Origin of the sequence: Pseudomonas sp. P1.8 (assembly GCF_001269805.1) — a bacterium.
Lineage (GTDB): Bacteria > Pseudomonadota > Gammaproteobacteria > Pseudomonadales > Pseudomonadaceae > Aquipseudomonas.
Genome location: NZ_LHVM01000007.1, coordinates 195,987 through 219,202 on the forward strand (window position 1 = coordinate 195,987; position 23,216 = coordinate 219,202).

The following is a 23,216-nucleotide window of genomic DNA, read 5'->3' on the forward strand; positions in this document are numbered from 1 at the left end:
ATAAGAAAAACCAATCATACTGATCGCTCATTAGGAAAACTGATGTTCGACTATAAATTGCTTTCTGCGCTGGCTGCGGTGGTCGAGCAGGCCGGGTTTGAACGGGCAGCCCAATTGCTGGGATTGTCTCAATCGGCGATTTCACAGCGCATCAAACTGCTGGAGGCTCGGGTCGGCCAGCCGGTGCTGGTACGCGCTACGCCGCCAACTCCGACTGAAATCGGTCGCCGGCTGCTCAACCATGTGCAACAGGTACGGTTGCTTGAGCGGGATTTGCAAAGCCTGGTGCCGGCACTCGATGAACAGGGTTTACCGGAGCGCCTGCGGATAGCCTTGAACGCCGACAGTCTGGCCACCTGGTGGGCGCAGGCCGTGGGGGAGTTTTGCGCGCAGCAAAAGGTCTTGATGGATCTGGTGGTCGAGGACCAGACCGTCGGCCTCAAGCGCATGCGTGCCGGCGAAGTGGCCGCCTGCCTCTGTGCCAGTGAGCGCCCTGTGGCCGGGGCACGCAGCGTTCTGTTGGGAGCCATGCGCTATCGCGCACTGGCCAGTCCGGCCTTTATTACCCGGCACTTTCCTGATGGCGTTCGCGCCGATCAGTTGGCCAGAACTCCGGCACTGGTGTTTGGTCCGGACGATTTCCTGCAACATCGATACCTCGCTTCTCTCGGCGTGGACGGTGGATTTGAACACCATTTGTGCCCGTCTTCCGAAGGATTCATCCGCCTGACCGAGGCCGGTCTTGGTTGGGGGCTGGTCCCTGAATTACAGGTGCGCGAGCAACTGGAAAGCGGCGTTTTACTGGAGCTTTTGCCAGATAAACCGATTGATGTGCCGCTGTACTGGCATCATTGGCGCAACGGCGGTCAACTGCTGGGGTTACTCACGGATCAATTGGTGCGCACTTCCAGGCAATGGCTGGTGCCGTTGGACTGACGGGCAGCGTCAAGACCTCACGTACTACGCAAAACGAAATATTCGGAGCACTACATGAAAATTCTGGTCACCGGCGCAAGCGGCTTCATCGGCGGGCGCTTTGCGCGTTTCGCCCTGGAGCAGGGCCTGGACGTACGGGTCAACGGTCGCCGGGCCGAGAGCGTGGAACATCTGGTGCGCCGTGGCGCCGAGTTCGTCCCGGGTGATTTGAGCGACCCGGAACTGGCGCGCCAGTTGTGCTCGGACGTGGAGGCCGTGGTGCATTGCGCCGGAGCCGTCGGTTTGTGGGGGCGTTATCAGGATTTTCATCTGGGTAACGTCCAGGTCACCGAAAACGTGGTCGAAGCTTGCCTCAAGCAGCGAGTTCGCCGACTGGTGCACTTGTCGTCACCGTCGATCTATTTCGATGGACGCGACCACCTGGGCCTGACTGAAGAACAGGTGCCCAAGCGCTTCAAACATCACTATGCCGCGACCAAATACCTGGCCGAACAAAAGGTCTTCGGCGCTCAGGAGTTCGGCCTCGAAACCCTGGCTTTGCGTCCGCGTTTCGTCACCGGCGCTGGCGATATGAGCATTTTTCCGCGCCTGCTGAAGATGCAGCGCAAGGGCCGCCTGGCGATCATCGGCAATGGCCTGAACAAGGTCGACTTCACCAGCGTCCAGAACCTCAACGAAGCGTTGCTCAGCAGTTTACTGGCCACCGGTTCTGCCCTTGGCAAGGCCTACAACATCAGCAACGGCACGCCGATTCCTTTGTGGGACGTGGTCAACTACGTCATGCGCCAGATGGAAGTCCCGCAGGTCACGCGTTACCGTTCCTACAGCCTGGGCTACTCGGTGGCTGCGCTCAACGAGGGCGTGTGCAAGTTGTGGCCGGGGCGGCCCGAGCCGACGCTGTCGCGGCTGGGCATGCAGGTCATGAACAAAAATTTCACCCTGGACATCAGCCGCGCCCGGCATTATCTGGATTACGATCCGAGGGTCAGCCTGTGGACGGCGCTGGATGAGTTCTGCGGTTGGTGGAAGGCTCAAGACATTCGCTGACGACGGGCTGCCGGTCACCTGTTGAACCGAGGACCGGGGTTCGGGGTCAATGGATGCGGCCGTGAGGGTTATAATGCACGGCACAAAGCCATCATCTGTTTCACAAAGGTTGATTCAATGTCCATGCGTAACGATGCCAACGACGACTTCGATGATGTACCGAGCCTGCGTGCAAACGTTCTCGATGACGATGATTTTCCCTCCACTGCCCGCACAGTCGTGCACTCGCGCTCGGCACCGGTGGTCAAGGTCAAGGCCGCGAGCACCGGCCCGCTCTGGGCGTTGGTCGGCGCGTTATTCTTCGCTTTCGCAGGTCTTGCCTGGTGGAGTTTTCAGCAGATTTCCCTGATGGAACAGCAACTGGTAGCGACCCAGGAAAGTTTCGCGCGAATCAGTGAGGAGGCGGCGGGACGCTTGCAGGACATTTCCGGCAAAGTGGTCGCCAGCCAGACCAATGTCACCTCCGACAGCGAAGCCCTGAAGCTGCAGATCAAACAACTGGAAAGCCGGCTGCTTGAGCAGAGCACGCAGCAGCAAGGTGTTGCAGGTCAGGCTTCGGATCTCGACAAGCGTCTGGCGCAGATGAGTGCGCAGACAGCCGAACTGGATAAGCGCCTCGCGCAGATGACGACCCAGAACACCGAGCAACAGACCGCCAACACGCAATTGCAGGCGCAGGTCAAAACGCTGGGCAGCGAGTTGACCACGCTGAAAAATGCTCCGGCGGACACCGAGAAGTTCGATGCGCAACTCAAGAGCCTGGGCGCCGATATCGTCGCGCTGAAGAAGCAAGGCAACCCGAGTGCTGCCATCGAGCGACTGGAGCAAGATATCCTGATACTCAAAAGCCAGCAGGACAACCGCCCGTCTGCCCCACAAGGTGGGAACACCGCCGAGTTCGATGCGTTCCGTGGCCAGGTGACCCGCAATATCAACACCCTTCAGGCGCAGATCCAGAATCTGCAACAGCAATTGCGCGCTCGGCAGTAATTGGCACAGAGGCTGGTCACAACCATTACCTGAATACTCATGCATGCCCCATTGCCGTCTACGCTCTTGAAACACCAACAGGAACGAGGGACGCGTAATGGGGTTTCTGCAAAAGTTGACCTGGCTGTGCGGCATGCTTGTGCTGTGCCTGGGCCAGGCGCAAGCCGCCGGTACCGAGAAGGAAGACAGTAAGGCTGCCATCGCCTTGCTGGAAAAAGCCCTGGCCTATTATCACGAGAATGGCGACAAGGCTTTTGCGGCGTTCAGTCGTCAGGGCGAATTTGTCGACAAGGACCGTTATGTCTTCGTGCTCGATACCAAGGGCGTGATGCTTGCCAGCGGCGGACCGTCCGCGGCGTTGATCGGCCGGGACGTGTCGGAAACCCTCGGGCCGGACTTGCAGAAAACCTTCAAGGACGCCCTGAACGTGCCGGAAGGCAATGGCATTCAGCAGGCGGAATATCACTGGCAGAACTGGGCGGACGGCAAGGTCGAGCGCAAGCACGTGTACTATCAGCGCATCGGGCAACGGATTCTTGCGGTCGGTTACTACCTGCCACGGGCGTCAGCGGAGCAGGCCATGGCCTTGCTGAACAAAGCGGCAACCGATCTGGCCAAGGACGAAAAAGGCACCCTGACGGCAATCAATTCCCTCAAGGGTGGATACCTGCAGGATGATCTTTATGTGTTTGTCGTCGACCTCAATACCCAACGGTATGTGGCTCATGGGACCAACTTGCGGCTGATCAACACCGATTTCAACAAGGTCGAAGATCCGGAAGGCAAACCGGTCGGCGAGCCGATACTGGCACTGATGGCCAAGCAGGATTACGGCGATTACGAGTACCGCTGGAAAAACCCGGTGACCGGCAAGGTCGAGAACAAGCATGCGTACCTGAAGAAGGTCGGGCATTTCCTGGTGGCTGTCGGGTATTACAGCCCTTGAATGTCAAAAGATCGCAGCCTGCGGCAGCTCCTACGCGGTGAGGCGTTAATTTGTAGGCGCTGCGGCAGGCTGCGATCTTGACTTTTGTGCTTATCGCGCCTTGTCCTCGCGCCCGCGCAACAACATGTTCGGCATCGCAATTGCCGCCGCCAGCCCAAGCAGCGACACGGCGGCGCTGACCATCAGCAAGTGCCGGAACGTGAGCAGCAGTTCCGCACGCAGGGCGTCTTGCGCATCCCCTGGTGCGGCGTTCAAGCCATCCAGCAGCACATTCCCGGAATGACCTTCGGCGATCAGCGTCGAACCGGCCAGATGGGCGAAACTCGAATCCTGCAACAGCGCCAGCAGCAGTGCCGACATCAACGCCACGCCCACCGCACCGCCCAGCGAGCGGAAGAGGTTGGTGGTGCTGGTGGCCACGCCAATATCCCTCTGTTCAACCGAATTTTGCGTCCCCACCAATGAAGTCGGGAACTGCATGCCCGCGGCGATCCCGCAGAGCAACATGAACAGGCTGCTCAGCACAAAGGCCAGGGGGGGACTGAATGCCATGCCCAGAATCGAGATCGGCATCAGCACGGCGCCGGCGAGGATCATCGGCTTGTAGCGCCCGGTCACAGAAGTGCGCCGACCGGCGAAATAGGCGCCGATCGGCAAGCCCATGGCCAGCGGCAGCAAATGCAGGGCAGCGCTGTCGGCACCGGCACCGGTCACGCTCTGGAAACGCAATGGCATCAACACGATCAACGAGATGGCCTGGAAACTGGTGAAGAAGATCGTGCACCAGCACAGGATCGCATTGCGGTTGGCGAACAGATGCATGGGCAACAATGGCTCGCGCGCACGCCGTTCATGGACAACGAACAATCCCAGAACCAGTACCGCACAGGTCAGCAACGCGAGCACTTCGGCGCTGCGCCATGAATGGCCCTGGCCGACCTGGGTGATACCGAGGAGCAACGCGGTCAGGCCGATGATCATCAGCAGGGTGCCGAGGTAATCGATGATCGGTTTGCGTTGCGGGATCGGTAGGCCGACCAGCGTACGATTGGCCACCAGCCACGCGCCGAGGCCCAATGGCAGGTTGATCAGGAATACCCAGCGCCAGGACAGGTACTCGGTCATGTAGCCGCCGAGCACCGGACCGGCCACGCTCGCTACCGCGTACATGCTGCTGAAGTAACCCTGATAGCGACCACGTTCCCGGGGCGGCACGATGTCGCCGATGATCGCCTGACTCACGGAAATCATCCCGCCAGCGCCGATGCCCTGAAGAATCCGCGCCAGCACCAATTGCTCCATGCTCTGGGCCAGGCCACAGAACATCGAGGCCAGGGTAAACAGGCCCATGCCGAACAGCATCAACTTGCGCCGCCCGTACAGATCACCCAGTTTGCCGTAGATCGGCACGGCCACTGTCATCGCCACCATGTAGCCGGAGATGACCCAGGCCAGCAGGCTAACGTCCTTGAACTGCGCGGAAATGGCCGGCATCGACACGGCGACGATGGTTTGGTCCAGTGCCCCAAGGAAAATCGCCAGCATCAGCGCGATCAACACACTGCGGATGGCCGGTTTGGGCGTTTCAGGCTGCTGGAGATTAGTCACGTGGAGTCCTGCGGGCAAAGATTGACCCGCAAGGGGCATGGCGAGCGGGGATGCTCGCCAGTGTAAATCGATAGCAGGCTATTCGATAGCCTCGTACGGGAGACCGACGTAGTTTTCCGCAATGGTTTTGCGGCCCGCTTGCGAGCTGACAAAATAATCCAGCTCCGATTCGGCAATGCGCTGGCTGAACGCATCATGGTCGTCGAAGCGGTGCAGCATCGACGTCATCCACCAGGAAAACCGTTCGGCCTTCCACACGCGACGCAGACAGATTTGCGAGTACTTCTCCAGCAAATCGAGGCGATCGTCGCGGTAAACCTTGACCAGTATGTTGAACAGGGTACTGACGTCACTGGCCGCCAGGTTCAGGCCTTTGGCGCCGGTGGGCGGGACGATGTGCGCGGCGTCGCCGACCAGAAACATGCGTCCGTATTGCATGGGCTCGACGACGAAGCTGCGCAGCGGGGCGATGCTTTTTTCGATGGACGGGCCGGTTACCAGTTTTTGTGCAAGATCGGCCGGTAGACGATTTTTGAGCTCGTCCCAGAAGCGTTGATCGGACCAGTTCTCGACGTTTTCATCAGCGGGCACTTGCAGGTAGTAACGGGTACGCGTTGCCGAACGCATGCTGCACAGGGCAAAACCGCGTTCATGGCGGGCGTAGACCAGTTCTTCGTGGACTGGCGGCGTGTCAGCCAGAATGCCCAGCCAACCAAACGGATAGACGCGTTCAAACACGTTCAGACAGTCGGCGGGAATCGATTGCCGCGCCACGCCGTGGAAGCCGTCGCAACCGGCGATGTAATCGCAATCGACCCGATAAGTCTCCCTGTCCTTCTCAAAAGTGACAAACGCTTCATCGGTTTTCATGCCGTGGGGGACGACGTTGCAAGCCTGGTAAATCGTCTGCGCACCGACCTCCCGACGAGCGGCCATCAGGTCACGAGTGACCTCGGTCTGGCCGTAGATCATCACGGTCTTTCCACCGGTCAACGCTTGCAGATCAATGTGCACCTGACGTCCGTCGAGGGCCAGTTCGAAGCCGCCGTGAACCAAGCCTTCGGCGTCCATGCGCTGACTTACTCCAGCCTGACGCAACAGCTCTACCATGCCTTGTTCGAGCACGCCGGCGCGGATTCGGCCGAGTACGTAATCAGGGGTTTGACGTTCGAGAATGAGGGTGTCGATGCCGGCGTTGTGCAGCAACTGACCGAGCAGCAAACCAGAGGGTCCAGCACCGATAATGGCAACTTGGGTTTTTAGCGTTTTCATTGTTTTTATGACTCGCAAGCTCCACACGACCAGGGCCGGTGAATTATTTTTATGGATCGAGTGCTTGCATTTTTCACTTGCGAGTCTGTCAATTGAAGGTGAAAACTGAGCCGATACCTGTACATTCTGCCAATCGGTGCGATTATCGCCCGACACCTATTCCGAAGCCTGGATTGAAGTGATGAACAAGCCTGACCTGCCTTCGATTCCGGTGTTCAAGCTCTACGGTGAAAGCCTGGATTGGCCCACCCCGGACTTGTTGCACTGTGAAACCATTTCCAAACGCAGTCGCGAACATCATTGGGAAATAAAACCCCATCGCCATGCTGATTTGTGTCAGCTGCTCTTCGTGTTCAAAGGTCAGGCCGCGCTTGAAATCGAAGGCCAACGCACGCAACTGAACGAACCGGCGATCCAGATCCTGCCGCCGCTCTCGGTTCACGGCTTTCGTTTTTCCGAAGATGTAGAAGGCTTCGTGGTGACGTTGGCTGCGCCGCTGATCGCCCATTTGCAGTTGCAACTGGGGCATTCGGTGAATGCTCTGGCCCAGGCGGAAAGTTACCCGGCCGGCAAAGATGCCGAGTACCTCAATAGCCTGTTCAGCGCATTGCAGAACGAATACACCAGCCACCAGCCAGCGCGAGAGATGCTCATGCATTCGCTGGTCAGCGTGATCATGGTGTGGGTCAGCCGTCAGGTGATCCAGCGGCGAACGGCAATGGCGCGCCCGCAGCGCGCAAGGGAATACCTCAACGGGTTTATTCAACTGGTGGAGGAAACCTATCGCCAGCACGTCAAGGTCGAAGACCTGGCGCATCGGTTGGGGATTTCCGTGTCCCACCTCAATGGCACGTGCCGTGAGCTGGCGGGACAACCGGCGTTGCAGATCATGCACGAACGGCAATTGCTGGAGGCCAAGCGTTTGCTCACCTACACCAGCATGACCATTTACGAAATGTCCGACGTGTTGGGATTCTCGGACCCGACCAACTTCACACGCCTGTTTCGGCGTCGTGTGGGGATTTCGCCAAAGGCGTTCCGCGACCGATTGAAGTCCGATCAGGGCAACGAGACCTGATCCCCTTCGTTATCGGAGGGTACTGAGGGTCGCGTTGTGGGGGATGCAGTGCCCGAAATTGCAGCTCGCGGCGTCGCGGGGCAGATCGCGCAACTGCTCGACTCGCCAGGCCGCGGCGCCATACAGCCCGAGCGTGACTGCGCAGGTGACGAAAATGGCGAGGTATCTTCTTGTTCTTATGTTCACGGTATTGGCCTCTGAACGAATACTCTTCGGTATTACTCTGAGCATAGGTCATCGCGGGTGAGTTACCAACCCCTGACGCGTGCTATTCAACCGCTGATGACCCCGTAGGAGCAGGCTTGCCAGCGCCCAAGGGGGCGTTGCTTACAGGCCAGCGTCCCACGCCGGTTCCTGGGGAAATCTCACCACCAGAAAATCCAGCAAACTGCGTAACGCCGCCGGCATGTGCTTGCGTGAGGCATATACCGCGTACACGTTCATTGGCCGAGGTTCGGCGGCGGGCAACAGACGGACAAGCTCACCGCTGTGGATATGCACCCCGGCCTGATAAGTCGGCAACATTGCCACCCCGGCGCCTGCCATCGCAGCACGCAACAACGTGCTGGCCTCATTGGCGCTGATATTGCCCTGTACCGGCACCGAAATCTGTTCGCCGTCCCGCTCGAAATGCCAGAGGCTTTTGCCGAAGTAGGAATGGGTGAGGCAGTTGTGCTGGCTCAGGTCTTCTACCCGTTGCGGTGCCGGGTGCTCGCGCAGGTAGGCGGGGGAAGCGCAGATCACTGACCGGCAGACGGTCAGGCGGCGGGCGATCAGGTTCGGGTCCAGGTCATTGCTGGTGCGGATCGCCAGGTCGATACGCTCGTCCACCAGGTTCACGGTGCGGTCGAGCATTTGCATGTCGATGCTGACCGCCGGATAGCGCTTGACGTACTCGGCCATGGCATCGGCCAGTTGGGCCTGACCGAATGAAGTGCTGACGCTGATTCGCAACAATCCGCGCGGCGCGTCTTCCGGGACGCTGACGGCGGCTTGCATGTCGGTGGACAGTTCGAGCATCTGCCGGCAGCGGGGCAGCACTTCGTTGCCGGCGGCGGTGAGGCTCAACTTGCGCGTGGTGCGGTGCATCAGGCGTGCGCCTACCCAGTCTTCCAATTCCGCCAGATAACGCGAAACCACTGGCCGCGACAGCTCCAGATGATCGGCCGCGGCGGATTGGCTGCCGAGGTCGACCACCGTGACGAACACGCGCATTGCTTGTAGACGATCCATGATTTGCCCGATTTCAGAAACAAACTATGTTCAAGGATCGCATTTTTTGTACTGAGTCAGGCAACTAAGCTCCCTCCATCTTCTGTAGGAGCCGGCTTGCTGGCGATGCTGTCCCAGGCGCCGCGCTTTCCCGGTCAGCATGGGTTTTCTTTAAAGACCATCGCCAGCAAGCCGGCTCCTACAAAGGCGTATTTCAACCAAGGAGCAACAGATGATCGGTTTCACCACGTTTAAGCGTATTTTACTGGCCAGCGCCGCTCTCGGTTTTGCCGCCCACGCCAGTGCATCGACGCTGACGCTGGATGTCTACAACCCCGGCGAAAAGGCAATTTTCCCGGTGACGTCCGTACTGGTCAGTGGCGACAAAGACGCGATCCTGGTGGACGCGCAATTCGGCAAATCCCAGGCCGAACACGTGGTGGAGAAAATCCGCGCCAGCGGCAAGCAATTGACCACCATCTACATCAGCCACGGCGACCCGGACTATTACTTCGGCCTCGACACCCTGATGGCTGCATTCCCCAAGGCCAAAGTGCTCGCTTCGCAGCCGACCGTAGACCACATCAAGAAAACCGTCGACGGCAAACTGGCCTTCTGGGGGCCGAAGATGGGCGCGGACGTACCGGCCAAAACCATCGTGCCGGACGTACTCAAGGGCAACAGCCTGATCCTCGAAGGGCAGAAGTTGCAGGTGGTGGGCCTGGAAGGCAAACAGCCTGATCGCAGCTTCGTCTGGATTCCGTCGATCAAGGCTGTGGTCGGTGGCGTGGTCGTGGCAGAAAACATCCACGTGTGGATGGCCGATACCCAAACTGCACAGTCCCATGCCGATTGGTTGGCTACGCTGCATGCCATTGAAACCCTGAAACCGAAAACCATCGTGCCCGGCCACTACCTCGGCGAGAGCGCCCGTTCGCTGGCCGCCGTGCAGTTCACCGCCGATTACATCAAGGCTTTCGACGAAGAAACCGCCAAGGCCAAGGACGCTGCCGAACTGATCGCCGCCATGAAAAAACGCTTCCCGACCCTGGGCGAGGACAGCTCCCTGGCGCTGAGCGCCAAAGTCGCCAAGGGCGAGATGAAGTGGGGTGAGTGAGCTGATGCGGTGAGGCGTTGAAGGTGCTTTTTGTGGCGAGGGGGCTTGCCCCCGTTGGAGTGCGAAGCGCTCCCCTGCAATGTGACAAGTACACCGCGTTTTCAGGTCTTACGACTGCTGCTCAGCCGAGCGGGACGGTGCGGCGATCCGACAAGCCCCCCTCGCCATATTCGCCAGCAAGCCGGCTCCTACAAGGGCAGCTCAGCGTGACTGAGCCTGTTCCACCAACCACCCCATCAACTCACGCAGCTTCGACGAAGGCAGGGGTTTTTCGGGGAATACCAGGTAATACGCCAACCCCGTTTTCACCTTCAATTCAAAGGGCATGACCAGCCGTCCGGCGTTCAGGTCATCGCCAATCAGCGACCAGTCGCCGATCGCCACGCCTGTCCCCTGGGACGCCATCGACATCGCCAGGTCCAGTGTTTCGAAATGCTGGCCTTTGCCGACATTGGTCAACTGCACATCCGCCGCTTTCAACCAGGCCTTCCAGTCACGCTCGTCGCGGGTCGGGTGCAGCAGCAGGTGCTGTTGCAGGTCGGCGGGCGTTTGCAGGGGCATGGGGCCTTCGAGCATGGGCCTGGAACACACCGGTGTCAGTTGCTCATCGAACAGTTTTTGCGCCATCAACGCACTGTCCGGCGGCGTGCCGTACATCACCGCCGCATCGAATTGTTCGCGATGAAAATCCACACCGTGTTTGACCGTTGTGGTCAGTTCCACCGGCACGTCCGGGCGTTCCTTTTGCCATTGCAACAGTCTCGGCAGCAGCCACCGCATGACACAGGTCGGCGCCTTGAGCTGCAGGGTTTCGCGCTTCTCGCCGATCTGCTCCACGGCCTCGTCGATCAGGCCGAAAATCTGCTGGACCCGTGGCAGCCATTCCCTTCCCTCGGCCGTGAGATCGAGACCCCTGGCCTGACGGATGAACAGCTCATAACCCAGATGATCTTCCAGACCGGCGATCTGTCGACTCACCGCGCCTTGGGTGATGTGCAGTTGCTCGGCAGCCCGGGTGAAATTGCAGCACTGCGCGGTAATCAGAAATGTGTGCAGCGCCGGCAGGGGAGGCAGTCGTTTCATTGGGATCCAAGGTATGACGTGAGGACATGGCTAGTATGACTTTTTATCCATTGTTGCGGCTATGTGTCGCCCGTTCCAATGAGGCCATCCCTGGACCTGCGAATCCATCATAAACACTGCGCAGGCCCGGCGTCTCAAATCGAACAAGAAGGGCAATTCACATGGCGACGTGCGGCGAAGTATTGGTCAAATTACTCGAAGATTACGGGGTCGAGCAGGTGTTCGGCATTCCCGGTGTCCACACCGTGGAGCTGTATCGCGGGCTGGCCCGTTCGAGCATCAACCACGTCACACCGCGTCACGAACAGGGCGCCGGGTTCATGGCCGACGGCTATGCCCGCACCCGCGGCAAACCGGGCGTGTGCTTCATCATCACCGGCCCTGGCATGACCAACATCACCACCGCGATGGGCCAGGCCTATGCCGACTCGATCCCGATGCTGGTGATTTCCAGCGTGCAATCGCGCAGCCAGTTGGGCGGCGGTCGCGGCAAGCTGCACGAGTTGCCGAACCAGGGCGCATTGTGTGCCGGTGTCGCGGCGTTCTCCCACACCCTGATGTCGGCGTCGGAATTGCCGGGCGTGTTGGCCCGTGCCTTTGCGCTGTTCCAGGCGGGTCGTCCGCGTCCGGTGCACATCGAAATTCCGTTGGACGTATTGGTTGAAGACGCCGACGAACTGCTCAACAGCCTGCCGGTCCACATCGACCGCGCCGGTGCTTCGCCGTCCGCCGTTTCGCGCATGACTGACCTGCTGGCCGGCGCCAAGCGTCCGTTGATCCTCGCCGGTGGCGGTGCCATCGACGCCGCCGCCGAGCTGACAGAGCTGGCCGAGCTGCTGGATGCTCCTGTGGCACTGACCATCAATGCCAAAGGCATGCTTGAGTCCGCTCACCCGTTGCTGATCGGTTCGACTCAAAGCCTGGTCGCGACCCGTGCGCTGGTCGCCGAGGCCGATGTCGTGCTGGCCATCGGTACGGAACTGGCCGAGACCGATTACGACGTGACCTTCGCCGGTGGTTTCGAGATTCCTGGCAAGCTGCTGCGTGTCGACATCGACCCGGACCAGACCGTGCGCAACTACCCGCCGCACGTGGCGCTAGTGTCCGACTCGCGCAACGCTGCCCAAGCCTTGCTCACTGCGCTGTCGCACAAATCCTTGGCCGAACGTCGCAACGATTGGGGCCAGGTTCGCGCCGCCCGTTTGCGTGAAGACCTGGCCGCGACCTGGGATGCGCCGACCCTGGCCCAGACCCGTTTCCTCGAAACCGTTTTGCATGAACTGCCGGACGCTGTGTTCGTCGGCGATTCGACCCAACCGGTATACACCGGAAACCTGACGTTCAACCCTGAGCGTCCGCGCCGCTGGTTCAACTCGTCCACCGGTTACGGCACCCTCGGTTACGCCTTGCCGGCAGCAATTGGCGCGTGGCTCGGTGGCGGCGTTGAAAGCGGCACTCGTCCGCCGGTGGTGTGCCTGATCGGTGACGGCGGCCTGCAGTTCACCTTGCCGGAATTGGCCAGTGCCGTTGAAGCACGCACCCCGGTGATCGTGCTGCTGTGGAATAACCAGGGCTACGAAGAGATCAAGAAATACATGGTCAACCGCGCCATCGAGCCGGTGGGCGTCGACATCTATACCCCGGACTTCATCGGTGTGGCCAAGGCCCTGGGCTGCGCCGCCGAAGCGGTCAGTGGCGTCGAGCAACTGCGCGGTGCGCTGCGTGCGGCGACAGATCGCCAAGGCCCGACACTGATTGAAATCGATCAGACCGAGTGGATGAAGGCGGTGTCGAAATGACCTTTCCAACCAACCTCGATGGCCTGTACATCAACGGCCAATGGTCGGCGGGCAACGAACACCTGCGAGTGATCAATCCGGCGACCGAAGCCCTGTTGACCACTGTGAATGGCGGCGATGATCGCGCTGTTGATCAAGCCGTGAGCGCAGCCACCGAGGCTTTTGCCGACTGGTCGAAAACCACCGGCGCCGAGCGCGGCGCGATCCTGCGCAGGATCGCCAATGGCGTGCAGGCCCATCGCGAAAAGCTGATGCACTTGCAATCGAGCAACAACGGCAAGCCACAGTTCGAAGCCGCGATTGATGTCGATGATGTGATCGCCACGTTCGAGTACTACGCCGGTCTGGCCGAGGGACTGGACGCCAAGCAAGACAGCAATGTCGAGCTGCCGACCGATGACTTCAGCGCGCGTGTGCGCCGCGAAGCCTGCGGTGTGGTTGGTCTGATCGTGCCGTGGAATTTCCCGATGGTCACCACTGCGTGGAAACTCGCGCCAGCCCTGGCCGCCGGTTGCTGCGTGGTACTCAAGCCTTCGGAAGTGACGCCGCTGCCGGAGCTGGAACTGGCCGCGATCATCGCGGATGCCGGGTTGCCCGCGGGCGTGTTCAACCTGGTGTGCGGCACCGGCCTGGCCGTTGGCGCTCCGTTGTCGGCTGACTCGCGCATCGCGAAAATCTCCTTCACCGGCAGCAACGCGGTCGGTGTGCAGGTCATGCAACGGGCGGCGGAAACCGTCAAAGGCGTGAGCCTGGAACTGGGCGGCAAATCTTCGCTGCTGGTGCTCGCCGACGCCGATCTCGACCTGGCGGTGGAAGTGGCCTGCGGTGGTGGTTTCTTCAATGCCGGGCAAATGTGTTCCGCCACCAGCCGCGTGCTGGTCGCCGATGAATTGGCCGATGAATTCCTCACACGGGTGAAGGCCCGTGCCGAAGCAATTCGCGTGGCCGACCCGTTCGACCCGGACGTGGAAATGGGCGCGCTGGTCAATCAGGCGCAATACCAGCGCGTACTCGGCCACATTGATCGTGGTCTGAGCGTTGGCGCCAAGCTGGTTTGCGGTGGCAATCGCCCGGCCGACCTGCCGCGCGGATATTTTTTACAGCCGACGGTGTTCACCGAAGTGCCCCTCGACAGTGCGCTGTGGTGTGAAGAGATTTTTGGTCCGGTGATTTGCGTACGCAGTTTCACCTCCGAAGCCGAAGCGATTGCCCTGGCCAACGACAGTCAGTTCGGTCTGGTCGCCAGTGTGGTGACGCGCAATGCACAGACGGCTGATCGTGTTGCCAACGCGTTGCAGGCGGGGCTGGTGTGGATCAACGCGCCGCAGGTGATCTTCCCGCAGACCGCCTGGGGCGGCTACAAGCAGAGCAGCATCGGCCGTGAATTGGGGCCGTGGGGCTTGCAGGCTTTCCAGGAAATAAAACATGTGATTCGGGCCGTCTGACGACCCTTTCCTGTAGGAGCGAGCCTGCTCGCGATGGACGTCAACGATGACGTGGGGTGCCTGAATGTACGCGGCGCCTTTGCACCCATCGCGAGCAAGCTCGCTCCTACATGAGGCATGCGCAGGCGTCATGGCTTCAATGAGTTTTTATCGATAGTCAGGTGTTTTACACGACCTCAGGATGAACTCACTGGTTCAACCAAACCCCCGAAAACAGAGGGGCCAGCGCTGTTCCAGTTGCGCAGTACCAACAGTTTCGACCTGCCTTATACCTACAAAAACAAAGGGAGTCCGTAATGGGCGAGCATGATCTGAACAGACGTCAATTCATCAAGACCGTGGGCGTAGCCTCGGTTGCCGCGGCGGCCATGAGCCTGCCGTTCGTCAAGGCCAATGCCAGTGACACACGTTTCACTGGCAAGACCCTGCGTTTGTTGACCTGGTCTGATGACACCGGCCTGGCTGCACTGCGCAACATCGCCGCGACCTTCGAAGACAAGTACGGCTGCAAGGTCATCGCCGACCGTACCGGCAGTACCTCGGAAATGGTCGCCAAACTCAAGGCCGGCGCTGATCGTGCGCAATACGACATCATCACCCTGGCCGGCGTCGGCGCTGAGGGCCTGGCCGCCGCCAACCTGCTGGAAAAACCCGACCTCGACCGCATTCCCAACATCGTCGATGTGCCGGAGAAATACCGCACCGGCGCCAACGGTCACGGCATCGGTTACCTGTTGTGGTGCAATAGTCTGGTCTACAGCACCCGCACCCAGAAAGAAGTCCCCACCAGCTACGCCTCGCTGTGGGATGCCGACGCTGCGCCGAACATTTTTCTGCCGCCGCCGAACTGGACCGAGGCCATGGACCTGATCATCATCGCCGCCAAACTGGCCGGTGGTGACGAACACAACATCGAGCCTGGCTTCAAGAAGCTGGCCGAGCTCAAGGACCGCGTGGTGACCCTGGGCGAAAACCCGAACCAGATCGCCGAACTGTTCCGCACCGGTTCCCTGGACATGGGCGGCTTGTACGCGCCGGCGTTCTTCCCGAAACAGATCCGCGATCCGGCCTACGGTCTGGGCGCCACCTTCGGCATGAAGGAAGGTTTCTACACCGACCTGATGCTCTCGGTAATGCCGAAGAATCGTCCGGGCGATACCGATATGGCCTACGCCTTCATCAACCACTCTCTGGACCCGCTGGTGCAGGGCAAGATGGCGGAAGACATCTACAACGGTCCGGTCAACGCCAAGGCGATCATCTCTGCCGAAGCGCGCAAGAGCCCGTACATCCTCACGCCGGAGCAGATTGCCGAGAAGGCGATCATGCACGACAACGCCTTCCTGGCCAGCGTGCATGACCAATGGATTCGTCGTTACACGGAAATCTTTTCTTCCTGATCTGAATGACAGGGAGGCTCTTCGAGCCTCATCGCCAGCAAGCCGGCTCCTACAAGAACAGCGCATGACCTGTAGGAGCTGGCTTGCCAGCGATCGAGTGCGCAGCACTCGCCATGCGCCTGATCTTCCATTGACGAGACCTTTGCTATGGAACACCAACCTTTGACTCATTCGGTCAGCGTCGCTGAGTCGCGCCCGCGTCGGGGTGTTTCGCCGACCGCGCGCGCCTGGCTTTTCCTCACGCCGTCGATGCTGTTTCTCGGCGTGCTGATCGCCGCCAGCCTGCTGGTCCTGCGCATGAGCGTGGGCACCAAGGGCGCGGAATGGTCAGGTTTCAGCCTGGCCAGCTATGCCCAATTGCTGGAACCCTACTACCTCAAATCCTTGATGCTGACCCTGCGCCTGGCGCTGATCAGCGCGGTGATCGCCGTGATTCTGGCGATCCCGGTGGCCTACACCATGTCGCGCCTGACTTCGCCGTTCGTGCGGCGGATTTTCCTCGCAGCGGTGTTGCTGCCGTTGCTCGTCAACCTGCTGCTGCAAAGCTACGGCTGGCTGGTGATTCTCGGACCGGGCGGCATGCTCAACCAGACACTGATGGGCCTGGGCCTGATCAAGCGTCCGATCATGCTGCTGTACAACCAGAACGGCGTATTGATGGGCCTGGTGCAGACGGCGTTCCCGTTGGCTGTGCTGCCGATTGCCAGCGCCATGCGCGGTGTCGCCCGCAGTTACGAAGAGGCTGCCGCCACCTTGGGCGCCAGTCGCTTCCAGGTGTTCCGCCAAGTGGTATTGCCGATGAGTTTGCCGGGCATCATTACCGGTGCGACGCTGGTGTTCGCCTACAACGCCAGCAGTTTTGTGGTGCCCTTGCTGCTCGGTGGCCGACGCGTGCCGATGCTGGCGGTGATGGTGCATGACCAGATCGCCCCGCTGATGAACTGGCCCGCTGCGTCCGCTGCCGGTGTGGTGCTGATCGTCACCACGCTCGCGATCATGACTTTGTCCGAATACATCACCGGCCGTCGTCGGCGCATGCTGGAGGCTTCGCAATGAGTACCTTGACCAAGAAGCGCCAGTCGCTGATGCCGGGTGACACCGGCAAGTTCGCCGGCATCCTTTCAGGTTTCATCCTGCTGCTGGCGGTGCTGCCGATTTTAACCATGATCGTCATGTCATTCAGCGGTGCGTCGAACCTCGACTTTCCGCCGAGCAGCTACAGCCTGCAATGGTACAAGGCTGCCTGGAACACCTTTGTGTCGCCGGACTCCAGTGACGTATTGAGCCTCGGCCAGGCCATGACCACCAGCTTGATGGTGTCGTGCCTGACCATGGTCTTCGCCACGATCATCGCGGTGCCGGCCGCGTACGCGCTGACCCGTTGCGAGTTCCGTGGCAAGGCCGTGGCGCTGCAACTGATGTCTCTGCCACTGGTCTTCCCGATGGTGGTATTGGGTCTGGCGCTGTTGCTGGTATTCGACAGCCTGCCGTTCCACATGACCACGTCTCGCCTGGTGATTGCCCACGTGATCCTCGCCTTGCCGTTCGTGGTGAAAAACTGCACGGCGGCGATGCTCTCCATCGGCAGCGAAGTCGAGGAGGCCGCACAGATGCTTGGCGCTTCACCGCTGCGGGCTATTGTCGATGTGGTGGTGCCGTTGATGAAGTCGGGGATTCTGGCGGGCATGCTGCTGGCGTTCATCGTCTCGTTCAACGAATTCACCGTGACCTACTTCCTCTACACCATCGACGTCATGACCGTGCCGATCTGGATGTACAGCCGCACTGTGTCCTCGCTCGACCCCACCGTATTTTCGTTTGCCGTGCTGATCGTGTTGATCGACTTCGTCCTGATCTGGGCGCTCGAAAAACTGGTGGGTGAAGGTGGCGTTTCGTTCTGATTTCTTGAGGTGATTTATGTCTGGTCTGATTCTGGAAAACGTCGAGAAACACTACGGCTCGGCGTGCGCGGTAAAGGATGTAAACCTGCATTTGCCGGAAGGCAAACTGGTGTGTTTCCTCGGCCCGTCGGGCTGCGGCAAAACCACTTTGCTACGGATGATCGCGGGGCTCGAAACCCTGAGCGGTGGCGAGATTCGCCTGGACGGCGAAGACATCGGCAACACTCCGGCGCATTTGCGCAACTTCGGCATGGTGTTCCAGTCCCTGGCGCTGTTTCCGCACATGACTGTGGGCGAGAACATCGCCTATCCGCTGAAACTGCGCGGGGTCAGCAAGGCTGATCAGCAGGCGCGGGTGGTGGAGTTGCTGGAGCTGATCCAGCTGCAACCAATGATCAATCGCCCGGTGGCCAAGCTCTCCGGCGGCCAGCGCCAGCGCGTGGCGATTGCCCGGGCGATTGCTTCGCACCCGAAAATCCTTTTGCTCGACGAACCGCTGTCGGCGCTGGATGCCAAGCTGCGCGAGTCGATGCAGGTGGAAATCCGTCAGTTACAGCAGCGCCTGAACATCACCACCATCATGGTGACCCACGATCAGCGCGAGGCCATGACGATGGCCGATATCGTTGTGGTGTTGGGTGAGCACAAAGTGCAGCAGGTGGGCACGCCGATCGAAATCTACCGCCATCCGGCGAACGAATTCGTTGCGGACTTCATCGGCTCAGGCAACATTTTTCCGGCCACTGTGCTGGGCAACGGCAAAGTGAGTCTGCCGGGCGGCGATGCGCTGCAAGTGCCGATCTGCAGCAGCATTGTGGTCGGTGAAAAAGTGAAGATGCTGATTCGTCCGGAAGACCTGCAACTGTCGGCACCACAGGCGACGGCGGGGAACCGATTGCTGGGCAAAGTGACGTTTGTGCGGGATATCGGTGCGACCATCGAGACGACGGTGGAGTGTTCCGGGGTTTCGTTTACCGCGCTGAGCACGCCGTGTCAGGGCTTTGGTTTAAGTATCGGGCATCCGGTGTCGGTGACGTTGCCGGTGGAGGCTTGCCGAGTGTTGGGAGCTTGATCCGGATTTGATGTTGGCCTTTCTGGCCCCATCGCTGTCAAGCCAGCTCCTACAGGTTCTGTGAGCGCCACAGATCACTGTAGGAGCTGGCTTGCCAGCGATAGCGTCATCCGCAACGCCACAACCACTTGATCAAACCGTCAACCGCAACCGCGCCAAATCCCTTAACGGCGGAGCCCCGAACAATCGGCTGTACTCCCGGCTGAACTGCGAAGGGCTTTCATAGCCGACCCGATACCCCGCCGCCGAAGCCTCAAGCCCCTCGGCCAGCATCAACCGCCGCGCCTCCTGCAAGCGCAGCTGCTTCTGATACTGCAACGGACTCATCGCCGTCATCGCCTTGAAGCGGTGATGCAGTGTCGACACGCTCAGGTTCACTTCCTTCGCCAGATCGTCAATGCGCAGCGGCTGTTCAAAATTGCCGTTGAGCCATTTGATTGCCTGACTGATGCGATGGCTCTGGCTGTTGGCGATGGCGATTTCGTACAGCCGATGGCCCTGTTGACTGCGCAGCAGCCGATAGAGAATCTCCCGGCGAATCAGCGGCGCGAGCATGGCGATGTCTTTCGGGGTCTCAAGCAAACGTGCCAGGCGCAGCACGGCGTCGAGCATCGCGCTGTCGAGTTTTTCGACATACAACCCGCGCCCGGTCGGACGGGTGGGGACGCCCATGGGCCCGGCGTCGGCGATCAGCGCGGTGATTTCCGCCGGATCGATGTCCAGGCGCAGGGCGAGGATCGGTTCGTCGGCCGAGACATTGACCACTCGACCGCTGAGCGGCATCGAGACCGAGACCATCAGGTAATTCAACGGATCGTAGTTGAAGTACTCATTGGCCAGCTGAACTTCCTTGCGACCCTGGGCCATGATGCACAGCGCCGGTTGTGCCAGTACCGGGGCGAACTCGTGGGACCGGCTGTGGCGCGACATGAACAACGAGCCGATGGCCGTGGCGTAGCTGCCATCTTCGGCGGTGTTGCGGCGGATGATTGCCGCCAGCTCGGCACGCTGGTGCTCCATGTCGGTGTCCAGCGGGGCTTCAGAGTGATCGAGTGACGACATGCACGGCATCCTCGGCAAGGCATGGAAGGGAATGGAGCTGAGCATACGTTTGTGCAAGTGGCAGCGGTAGACACATCCTGCCCGATGCTTGCCTGATTCTGCACGGGGAGGGTTTCGTCCCCAAACACGGCCAACCCGCCGACAACCCCGATAACCCCGCAGGAGCTGCCGAAGGCTGCGATCTTTTGACGTTTTCTTTCAAAATCAAAAGATCGCAGCCTTCGGCAGCTCCTACACAAAACGCGATGGCAGAACCGTGACAGGTTTTTACAGGCTGCTGATGCAGTCTCGCAGGATTGTGCAACGCACCGGCAGGAATCGACTAACGACTGACCCATCGTGGCCCTTAACCTTTGATCCTGTTGCAGCCCGTCCCCCGGCTGCCACGCGACTCCCCGGGAGGGTTGAACCATGTCCAAGCAAATCCCAGTCAGTCATATGGCTTTCGTTCGAGCGCGCGCTGGACGTTCGGCGGAGCTCGGCCTGCGCCTCAGCGCCCTGATCGAGCCGTCCCGCGCTGCGCCAGGTTGCCTGAATTTTGCCTTGCAGCACTCGCAATGCGATCCGCAGTTGTGGCTGGTGTCCGGTTTCTGGAGCAATCAACAAGCCATGATCGCCTATTTCAGTACTCCGGCAATGGAGGTTTTTGCCGAGCTGGTGCAGGAACTGTTGGTCGACAGCCTGGATTTCCATACGTTCAAGGATGTGTCGGCGGCCCAGGCCTTGCACCAGTCAGGGGCGGCAGTACACAAACTGGCCGGTTGAGGGTTTAATGCAGCATTCTCAACTAGCCAGGAAGCGCGACATGGCACGCAAAGCCTTTGAAACCTTCGAAGCCGTATCGGCCGTCGTCCCCCGTGAAGGCGGGTACTACGCGGCAATCGCCACCAAAGCCATCGGTGCTTCCGGTGCGCCTCGTTTCAACAAATTGCTGGAAGAACAAACCTTCAAGACCGCCAAGGAAGCGGACGAAGCCGCTGCCTTGAAACTGACCCACCTCAAAGGCGTCGACGAAGACGGCGGGCTGATCTGGTAGTTACTTGACCGCCCCGGGACGGTACATCTTGAACAACGCCTCACGACCCAGCTGGAAATAATCCGCTGGCCCACCGCCGCGCAGAATCGGTTCTGCCGCGGCGGTGTCGTACACCCCATCCTTCAACAGCCATTTGGCGATGTGCACGGCGACCACTTCGCCGAGAATCAACCAGCTCGGCACCACGTTTCCATCGGCCCGTTGCAACTGAATGATCTGTGTGACCTTGCATTCGAAGGACACCGGACTCTCGGCGACGCGTGGTACCTGAATGACTTTCGAAGCAGCTGTCGTCAGCCCGGACAATTCGAATTCATTGACGTCTGGCCCGACCATCGCGCAGCTCTGATTCATTTGCTCGGCCAGTGGCCGGGTGGCCAGGTTCCAGGCGAATTCACCGGTCTGCTCGATGTTGTTCAGGCTGTCTTTGCGCCCGACGCTGGAGAACCCGATGATCGGCGGAATGTAGTTGAAGGCGTTGAAGAAACTGTAGGGCGCCAGGTTCAAGCGCCCCTCGGCATCCTGTGACGAAATCCAGCCGATAGGGCGCGGGCCGACGATGGCGTTGAACGGATCGTGGGGCAGGCCGTGGCCGTTGGCGGGTTCGTAGAAATGGATGTCGTCGGGCATGAAGGAGTTCCAGGGGGCGTTATTCGGATGGCGTTCATAGTGCAAGGATGAGCAGCTGATTTCCAGTCGACTCTACCTCTGTAGGAGCGAGCCTGCTCGCGATGGAGTGTCAGTCGACAACAACTGATCTGATACACCATCGCCGGCAAGCCGGCTCCTACAGGGTGGGATGTTGATTCAATGAAAAAGGGGCAGACCCCGGTGAGGTCTGCCCCTTTTCTTTGCCGCTTGATTTAGTCCGTGACGATCCGCGAATGTTTGCGGGTGTCTTTCATGGTGATGTACACCAGCAACGACACGGCGATGCAGGCGGTGACATACCAGTAGTAACCGGATTCCATGCCGATGCTCTTGAACCACAGTGCGATGTATTCAGCGGTGCCGCCGAAGATCGAGACGGTCAGTGCGTACGGCAGGCCGACGCCCAGGGCGCGGATTTCAGTCGGGAACAGTTCGGCTTTCACCACGGCGTTGATCGAGGTGTAGCCACTGACGATGATCAGCGCCGCCATGATCAGGAAGAACGCGCCCCACCAGGTCGTGATGGTGTGCAGGGTGGTGAGGATCGGTACGGTGAACAGCGTACCCAGGACGCCGAAGGCAATCAAAATCGGCCGGCGACCGATTTTATCCGACAGCCCGCCGATGATCGGTTGCAGGCACATGAACAGAAACAGCGTGGCGGCGGAAATGGTGGTGGAGTCGGAGATGCTCATGCCGACGGTGTTCACCAGGTATTTCTGCATGTACGTGGTGTAGGTGTAGAACGCCAGCGTACCGCCCATGGTCAGGCCGACCACGGTCATCAGTTCCTTCGGGTGGCGCATCAAGGTGCGCATCGCGCTTTCCTTGGCCTTTTCTTTCTTGGTGAAGGACTCGGTTTCTTCCATGCCACGACGCAGGTACAGCGCGACCACGGCACACAGTGCGCCAATGGCGAACGGGATGCGCCAGCCCCAGGCGTACAGCTCCTCGGTGGTCAGGAAGTTCTGCAGGACAATCAGTACCGCCAAAGCGATGAGCTGACCGGAAATCAGGGTCACGTACTGGAAGCTGGAGTAGAAACCACGACGTTCCTTGGTTGCCATCTCACTGAGGTAAGTGGCCGAGGTGCCGTATTCGCCACCGACCGACAGGCCTTGCAGCAAACGTGCGAACACCAGCAGGATCGGCGCGCCGATACCGATGACTTCGTAGCTCGGGCTCAGGGCGATCAGCAGCGAGCCGAAGCACATCAGGTACACCGAGGCCATCAACGCTTTCTTGCGCCCGACTTTGTCGGCATACAGGCCCATCAACCAGCCACCGATCGGGCGCATCAGGAAGCCCACGGCGAAGATCGCGGCGGTGTTCAGCAGTTGTGCGGTGGTGTCGCCTTTAGGGAAAAAGGTCTTGGCGAAGTACAAAGAGAAGGCGGCATAGACGTACCAGTCGTACCACTCGACCATGTTGCCGACAGAACCGCTGAAAATCGATTTGATGCGACTGGCGGTGGTTCTTTCTTTAGCCGGCGTGGCAGCCGACCCAAGGGGCAGGGCGTTGGAGTTATCCATTGAAGGATCCTTCATTTAATTGTTTTTGT

The 23,216-nt window shown here is 59.9% G+C and carries 21 protein-coding genes; 14 read left to right on the forward strand and 7 right to left on the reverse strand.

Annotated features, from left to right (window positions below; all coding sequences use genetic code 11):
• The first annotated feature begins 42 nt into the window (after positions 1-42).
• The 4 genes from AD668_RS04715 to AD668_RS04730 all read left to right on the forward strand — a co-directional run bounded on the left by AD668_RS04715 (position 43) and on the right by AD668_RS04730 (position 3,919).
• Entirely contained in the window at positions 43-936 is an 894-nt protein-coding gene (locus AD668_RS04715) for a LysR family transcriptional regulator ArgP (RefSeq protein ID WP_053155206.1), read from the forward strand.
• A 54-nt stretch (positions 937-990) separates the two neighbouring features.
• On the forward strand, positions 991-1,983 hold the full coding sequence (locus AD668_RS04720) for an NAD(P)-dependent oxidoreductase (RefSeq protein WP_053155207.1): 993 nt from the start codon (positions 991-993) through the stop codon (positions 1,981-1,983).
• A gap of 117 nt (positions 1,984-2,100) precedes the next feature.
• Positions 2,101-2,973, forward strand: coding sequence for an ATPase (locus AD668_RS04725; protein WP_053155209.1), 873 nt, complete (start codon positions 2,101-2,103; stop codon positions 2,971-2,973).
• Between the two features lie 97 nt (positions 2,974-3,070).
• Positions 3,071-3,919, forward strand: coding sequence for a cache domain-containing protein (locus AD668_RS04730; protein ID WP_053155212.1), 849 nt, complete (start codon positions 3,071-3,073; stop codon positions 3,917-3,919).
• Between the two features lie 90 nt (positions 3,920-4,009).
• On the opposite strand, the gene AD668_RS04735 is transcribed toward AD668_RS04730, so the two are convergent.
• Entirely contained in the window at positions 4,010-5,527 is a 1,518-nt protein-coding gene (locus AD668_RS04735) for an MDR family MFS transporter (protein ID WP_053155214.1), read from the reverse strand.
• Between the two features lie 78 nt (positions 5,528-5,605).
• Positions 5,606-6,799 (reverse strand): 4-hydroxybenzoate 3-monooxygenase, encoded by a 1,194-nt coding sequence (gene pobA, locus AD668_RS04740; protein ID WP_053155216.1) that lies wholly within the window; start codon positions 6,797-6,799, stop codon positions 5,606-5,608.
• Positions 6,800-6,980: 181 nt separating this feature from the next.
• On the opposite strand from pobA, the gene AD668_RS04745 reads away from it, so the two are divergent.
• Entirely contained in the window at positions 6,981-7,877 is an 897-nt protein-coding gene (locus AD668_RS04745; RefSeq protein ID WP_053155218.1) for a helix-turn-helix domain-containing protein, read from the forward strand.
• Between the two features lie 327 nt (positions 7,878-8,204).
• Here the strand turns inward: AD668_RS04745 and AD668_RS04750 are convergent, their stop codons facing one another.
• Positions 8,205-9,110 carry a LysR family transcriptional regulator gene (locus AD668_RS04750; RefSeq protein WP_082344423.1) on the reverse strand — a complete coding sequence of 302 codons (906 nt, stop codon included), beginning with the start codon at positions 9,108-9,110 and terminating at the stop codon, positions 8,205-8,207.
• Between the two features lie 211 nt (positions 9,111-9,321).
• On the opposite strand from AD668_RS04750, the gene AD668_RS04755 reads away from it, so the two are divergent.
• Positions 9,322-10,206: an MBL fold metallo-hydrolase gene (locus AD668_RS04755; RefSeq protein WP_053155221.1), complete on the forward strand. Its 885-nt coding sequence runs from the start codon at positions 9,322-9,324 to the stop codon at positions 10,204-10,206.
• Between the two features lie 201 nt (positions 10,207-10,407).
• Here the strand turns inward: AD668_RS04755 and AD668_RS04760 are convergent, their stop codons facing one another.
• On the reverse strand, positions 10,408-11,289 hold the full coding sequence (locus AD668_RS04760) for a LysR substrate-binding domain-containing protein (RefSeq protein WP_053155223.1): 882 nt from the start codon (positions 11,287-11,289) through the stop codon (positions 10,408-10,410).
• 161 nt (positions 11,290-11,450) lie between these two features.
• On the opposite strand from AD668_RS04760, the gene AD668_RS04765 reads away from it, so the two are divergent.
• From AD668_RS04765 to AD668_RS04790, 6 genes are all read left to right on the forward strand, one after another.
• Complete coding sequence (locus AD668_RS04765; RefSeq protein ID WP_053155224.1) at positions 11,451-13,088, forward strand: 5-guanidino-2-oxopentanoate decarboxylase; 1,638 nt, start codon at positions 11,451-11,453, stop codon at positions 13,086-13,088.
• On the forward strand, positions 13,085-14,533 hold the full coding sequence (locus tag AD668_RS04770; RefSeq protein WP_053155226.1) for an aldehyde dehydrogenase family protein: 1,449 nt from the start codon (positions 13,085-13,087) through the stop codon (positions 14,531-14,533). Before AD668_RS04765 ends, AD668_RS04770 begins: the two co-directional genes overlap by 4 nt.
• Positions 14,534-14,829: 296 nt before the next feature.
• Complete coding sequence (locus tag AD668_RS04775; RefSeq protein ID WP_053155228.1) at positions 14,830-15,933, forward strand: extracellular solute-binding protein; 1,104 nt, start codon at positions 14,830-14,832, stop codon at positions 15,931-15,933.
• A 147-nt stretch (positions 15,934-16,080) separates the two neighbouring features.
• A complete protein-coding gene (locus tag AD668_RS04780; protein WP_053155230.1) occupies positions 16,081-16,989 on the forward strand; it encodes an ABC transporter permease in 909 nt (302 codons plus the stop codon).
• Positions 16,986-17,834, forward strand: coding sequence for an ABC transporter permease (locus tag AD668_RS04785; protein WP_053155232.1), 849 nt, complete (start codon positions 16,986-16,988; stop codon positions 17,832-17,834). Before AD668_RS04780 ends, AD668_RS04785 begins: the two co-directional genes overlap by 4 nt.
• Before the next feature lie 16 nt (positions 17,835-17,850).
• On the forward strand, positions 17,851-18,906 hold the full coding sequence (locus tag AD668_RS04790; protein ID WP_053155234.1) for an ABC transporter ATP-binding protein: 1,056 nt from the start codon (positions 17,851-17,853) through the stop codon (positions 18,904-18,906).
• Between the two features lie 132 nt (positions 18,907-19,038).
• On the opposite strand, the gene AD668_RS04795 is transcribed toward AD668_RS04790, so the two are convergent.
• Complete coding sequence (locus AD668_RS04795) at positions 19,039-19,968, reverse strand: AraC family transcriptional regulator (protein ID WP_053155236.1); 930 nt, start codon at positions 19,966-19,968, stop codon at positions 19,039-19,041.
• A 411-nt stretch (positions 19,969-20,379) separates the two neighbouring features.
• Here AD668_RS04795 and AD668_RS04800 point away from each other — a divergent pair, with 411 nt between their 5' ends.
• Both AD668_RS04800 and AD668_RS04805 read left to right on the forward strand, forming a co-directional pair.
• On the forward strand, positions 20,380-20,733 hold the full coding sequence (locus AD668_RS04800) for a putative quinol monooxygenase (RefSeq protein ID WP_053155238.1): 354 nt from the start codon (positions 20,380-20,382) through the stop codon (positions 20,731-20,733).
• Between the two features lie 40 nt (positions 20,734-20,773).
• The gene (locus AD668_RS04805) at positions 20,774-21,004 is read left to right on the forward strand and encodes a hypothetical protein (RefSeq protein WP_053155240.1); all 231 of its coding nucleotides are present in this window, start codon (positions 20,774-20,776) and stop codon (positions 21,002-21,004) included.
• On the opposite strand, the gene AD668_RS04810 is transcribed toward AD668_RS04805, so the two are convergent.
• Together AD668_RS04810 and AD668_RS04815 are read right to left on the reverse strand one after the other, a co-directional pair.
• Entirely contained in the window at positions 21,005-21,634 is a 630-nt protein-coding gene (locus AD668_RS04810) for a flavin reductase family protein (RefSeq protein ID WP_053155242.1), read from the reverse strand.
• 233 nt (positions 21,635-21,867) lie between these two features.
• A complete protein-coding gene (locus AD668_RS04815; protein ID WP_053155244.1) occupies positions 21,868-23,187 on the reverse strand; it encodes an MFS transporter in 1,320 nt (439 codons plus the stop codon).
• Between the last annotated feature and the right edge of the window lie 29 nt (positions 23,188-23,216).

Bases quoted from the DNA above. Each gene is read 5' to 3' on its own strand.
- AD668_RS04785 (WP_053155232.1), top strand. From the start codon at position 16,986: ATGAGTACCTTGACCAAGAAGCGCCAGTCGCTGATGCCGGGTGACACC.
- AD668_RS04775 (WP_053155228.1), top strand. From the start codon at position 14,830: ATGGGCGAGCATGATCTGAACAGACGTCAATTCATCAAGACCGTGGGC.
- AD668_RS04755 (WP_053155221.1), top strand. From the start codon at position 9,322: ATGATCGGTTTCACCACGTTTAAGCGTATTTTACTGGCCAGCGCCGCT.
- AD668_RS04800 (WP_053155238.1), top strand. From the start codon at position 20,380: ATGTCCAAGCAAATCCCAGTCAGTCATATGGCTTTCGTTCGAGCGCGC.
- AD668_RS04760 (WP_053155223.1), bottom strand. From the start codon at position 11,289: ATGAAACGACTGCCTCCCCTGCCGGCGCTGCACACATTTCTGATTACC.
- AD668_RS04780 (WP_053155230.1), top strand. From the start codon at position 16,081: ATGGAACACCAACCTTTGACTCATTCGGTCAGCGTCGCTGAGTCGCGC.
- AD668_RS04745 (WP_053155218.1), top strand. From the start codon at position 6,981: ATGAACAAGCCTGACCTGCCTTCGATTCCGGTGTTCAAGCTCTACGGT.
- AD668_RS04805 (WP_053155240.1), top strand. From the start codon at position 20,774: ATGGCACGCAAAGCCTTTGAAACCTTCGAAGCCGTATCGGCCGTCGTC.
- AD668_RS04790 (WP_053155234.1), top strand. From the start codon at position 17,851: ATGTCTGGTCTGATTCTGGAAAACGTCGAGAAACACTACGGCTCGGCG.
- AD668_RS04810 (WP_053155242.1), bottom strand. From the start codon at position 21,634: ATGCCCGACGACATCCATTTCTACGAACCCGCCAACGGCCACGGCCTG.
- AD668_RS04725 (WP_053155209.1), top strand. From the start codon at position 2,101: ATGTCCATGCGTAACGATGCCAACGACGACTTCGATGATGTACCGAGC.
- AD668_RS04715 (WP_053155206.1), top strand. From the start codon at position 43: ATGTTCGACTATAAATTGCTTTCTGCGCTGGCTGCGGTGGTCGAGCAG.
- pobA (WP_053155216.1), bottom strand. From the start codon at position 6,799: ATGAAAACGCTAAAAACCCAAGTTGCCATTATCGGTGCTGGACCCTCT.
- AD668_RS04720 (WP_053155207.1), top strand. From the start codon at position 991: ATGAAAATTCTGGTCACCGGCGCAAGCGGCTTCATCGGCGGGCGCTTT.
- AD668_RS04750 (WP_082344423.1), bottom strand. From the start codon at position 9,110: ATGGATCGTCTACAAGCAATGCGCGTGTTCGTCACGGTGGTCGACCTC.
- AD668_RS04765 (WP_053155224.1), top strand. From the start codon at position 11,451: ATGGCGACGTGCGGCGAAGTATTGGTCAAATTACTCGAAGATTACGGG.
- AD668_RS04815 (WP_053155244.1), bottom strand. From the start codon at position 23,187: ATGGATAACTCCAACGCCCTGCCCCTTGGGTCGGCTGCCACGCCGGCT.
- AD668_RS04770 (WP_053155226.1), top strand. From the start codon at position 13,085: ATGACCTTTCCAACCAACCTCGATGGCCTGTACATCAACGGCCAATGG.
- AD668_RS04795 (WP_053155236.1), bottom strand. From the start codon at position 19,968: ATGTCGTCACTCGATCACTCTGAAGCCCCGCTGGACACCGACATGGAG.
- AD668_RS04730 (WP_053155212.1), top strand. From the start codon at position 3,071: ATGGGGTTTCTGCAAAAGTTGACCTGGCTGTGCGGCATGCTTGTGCTG.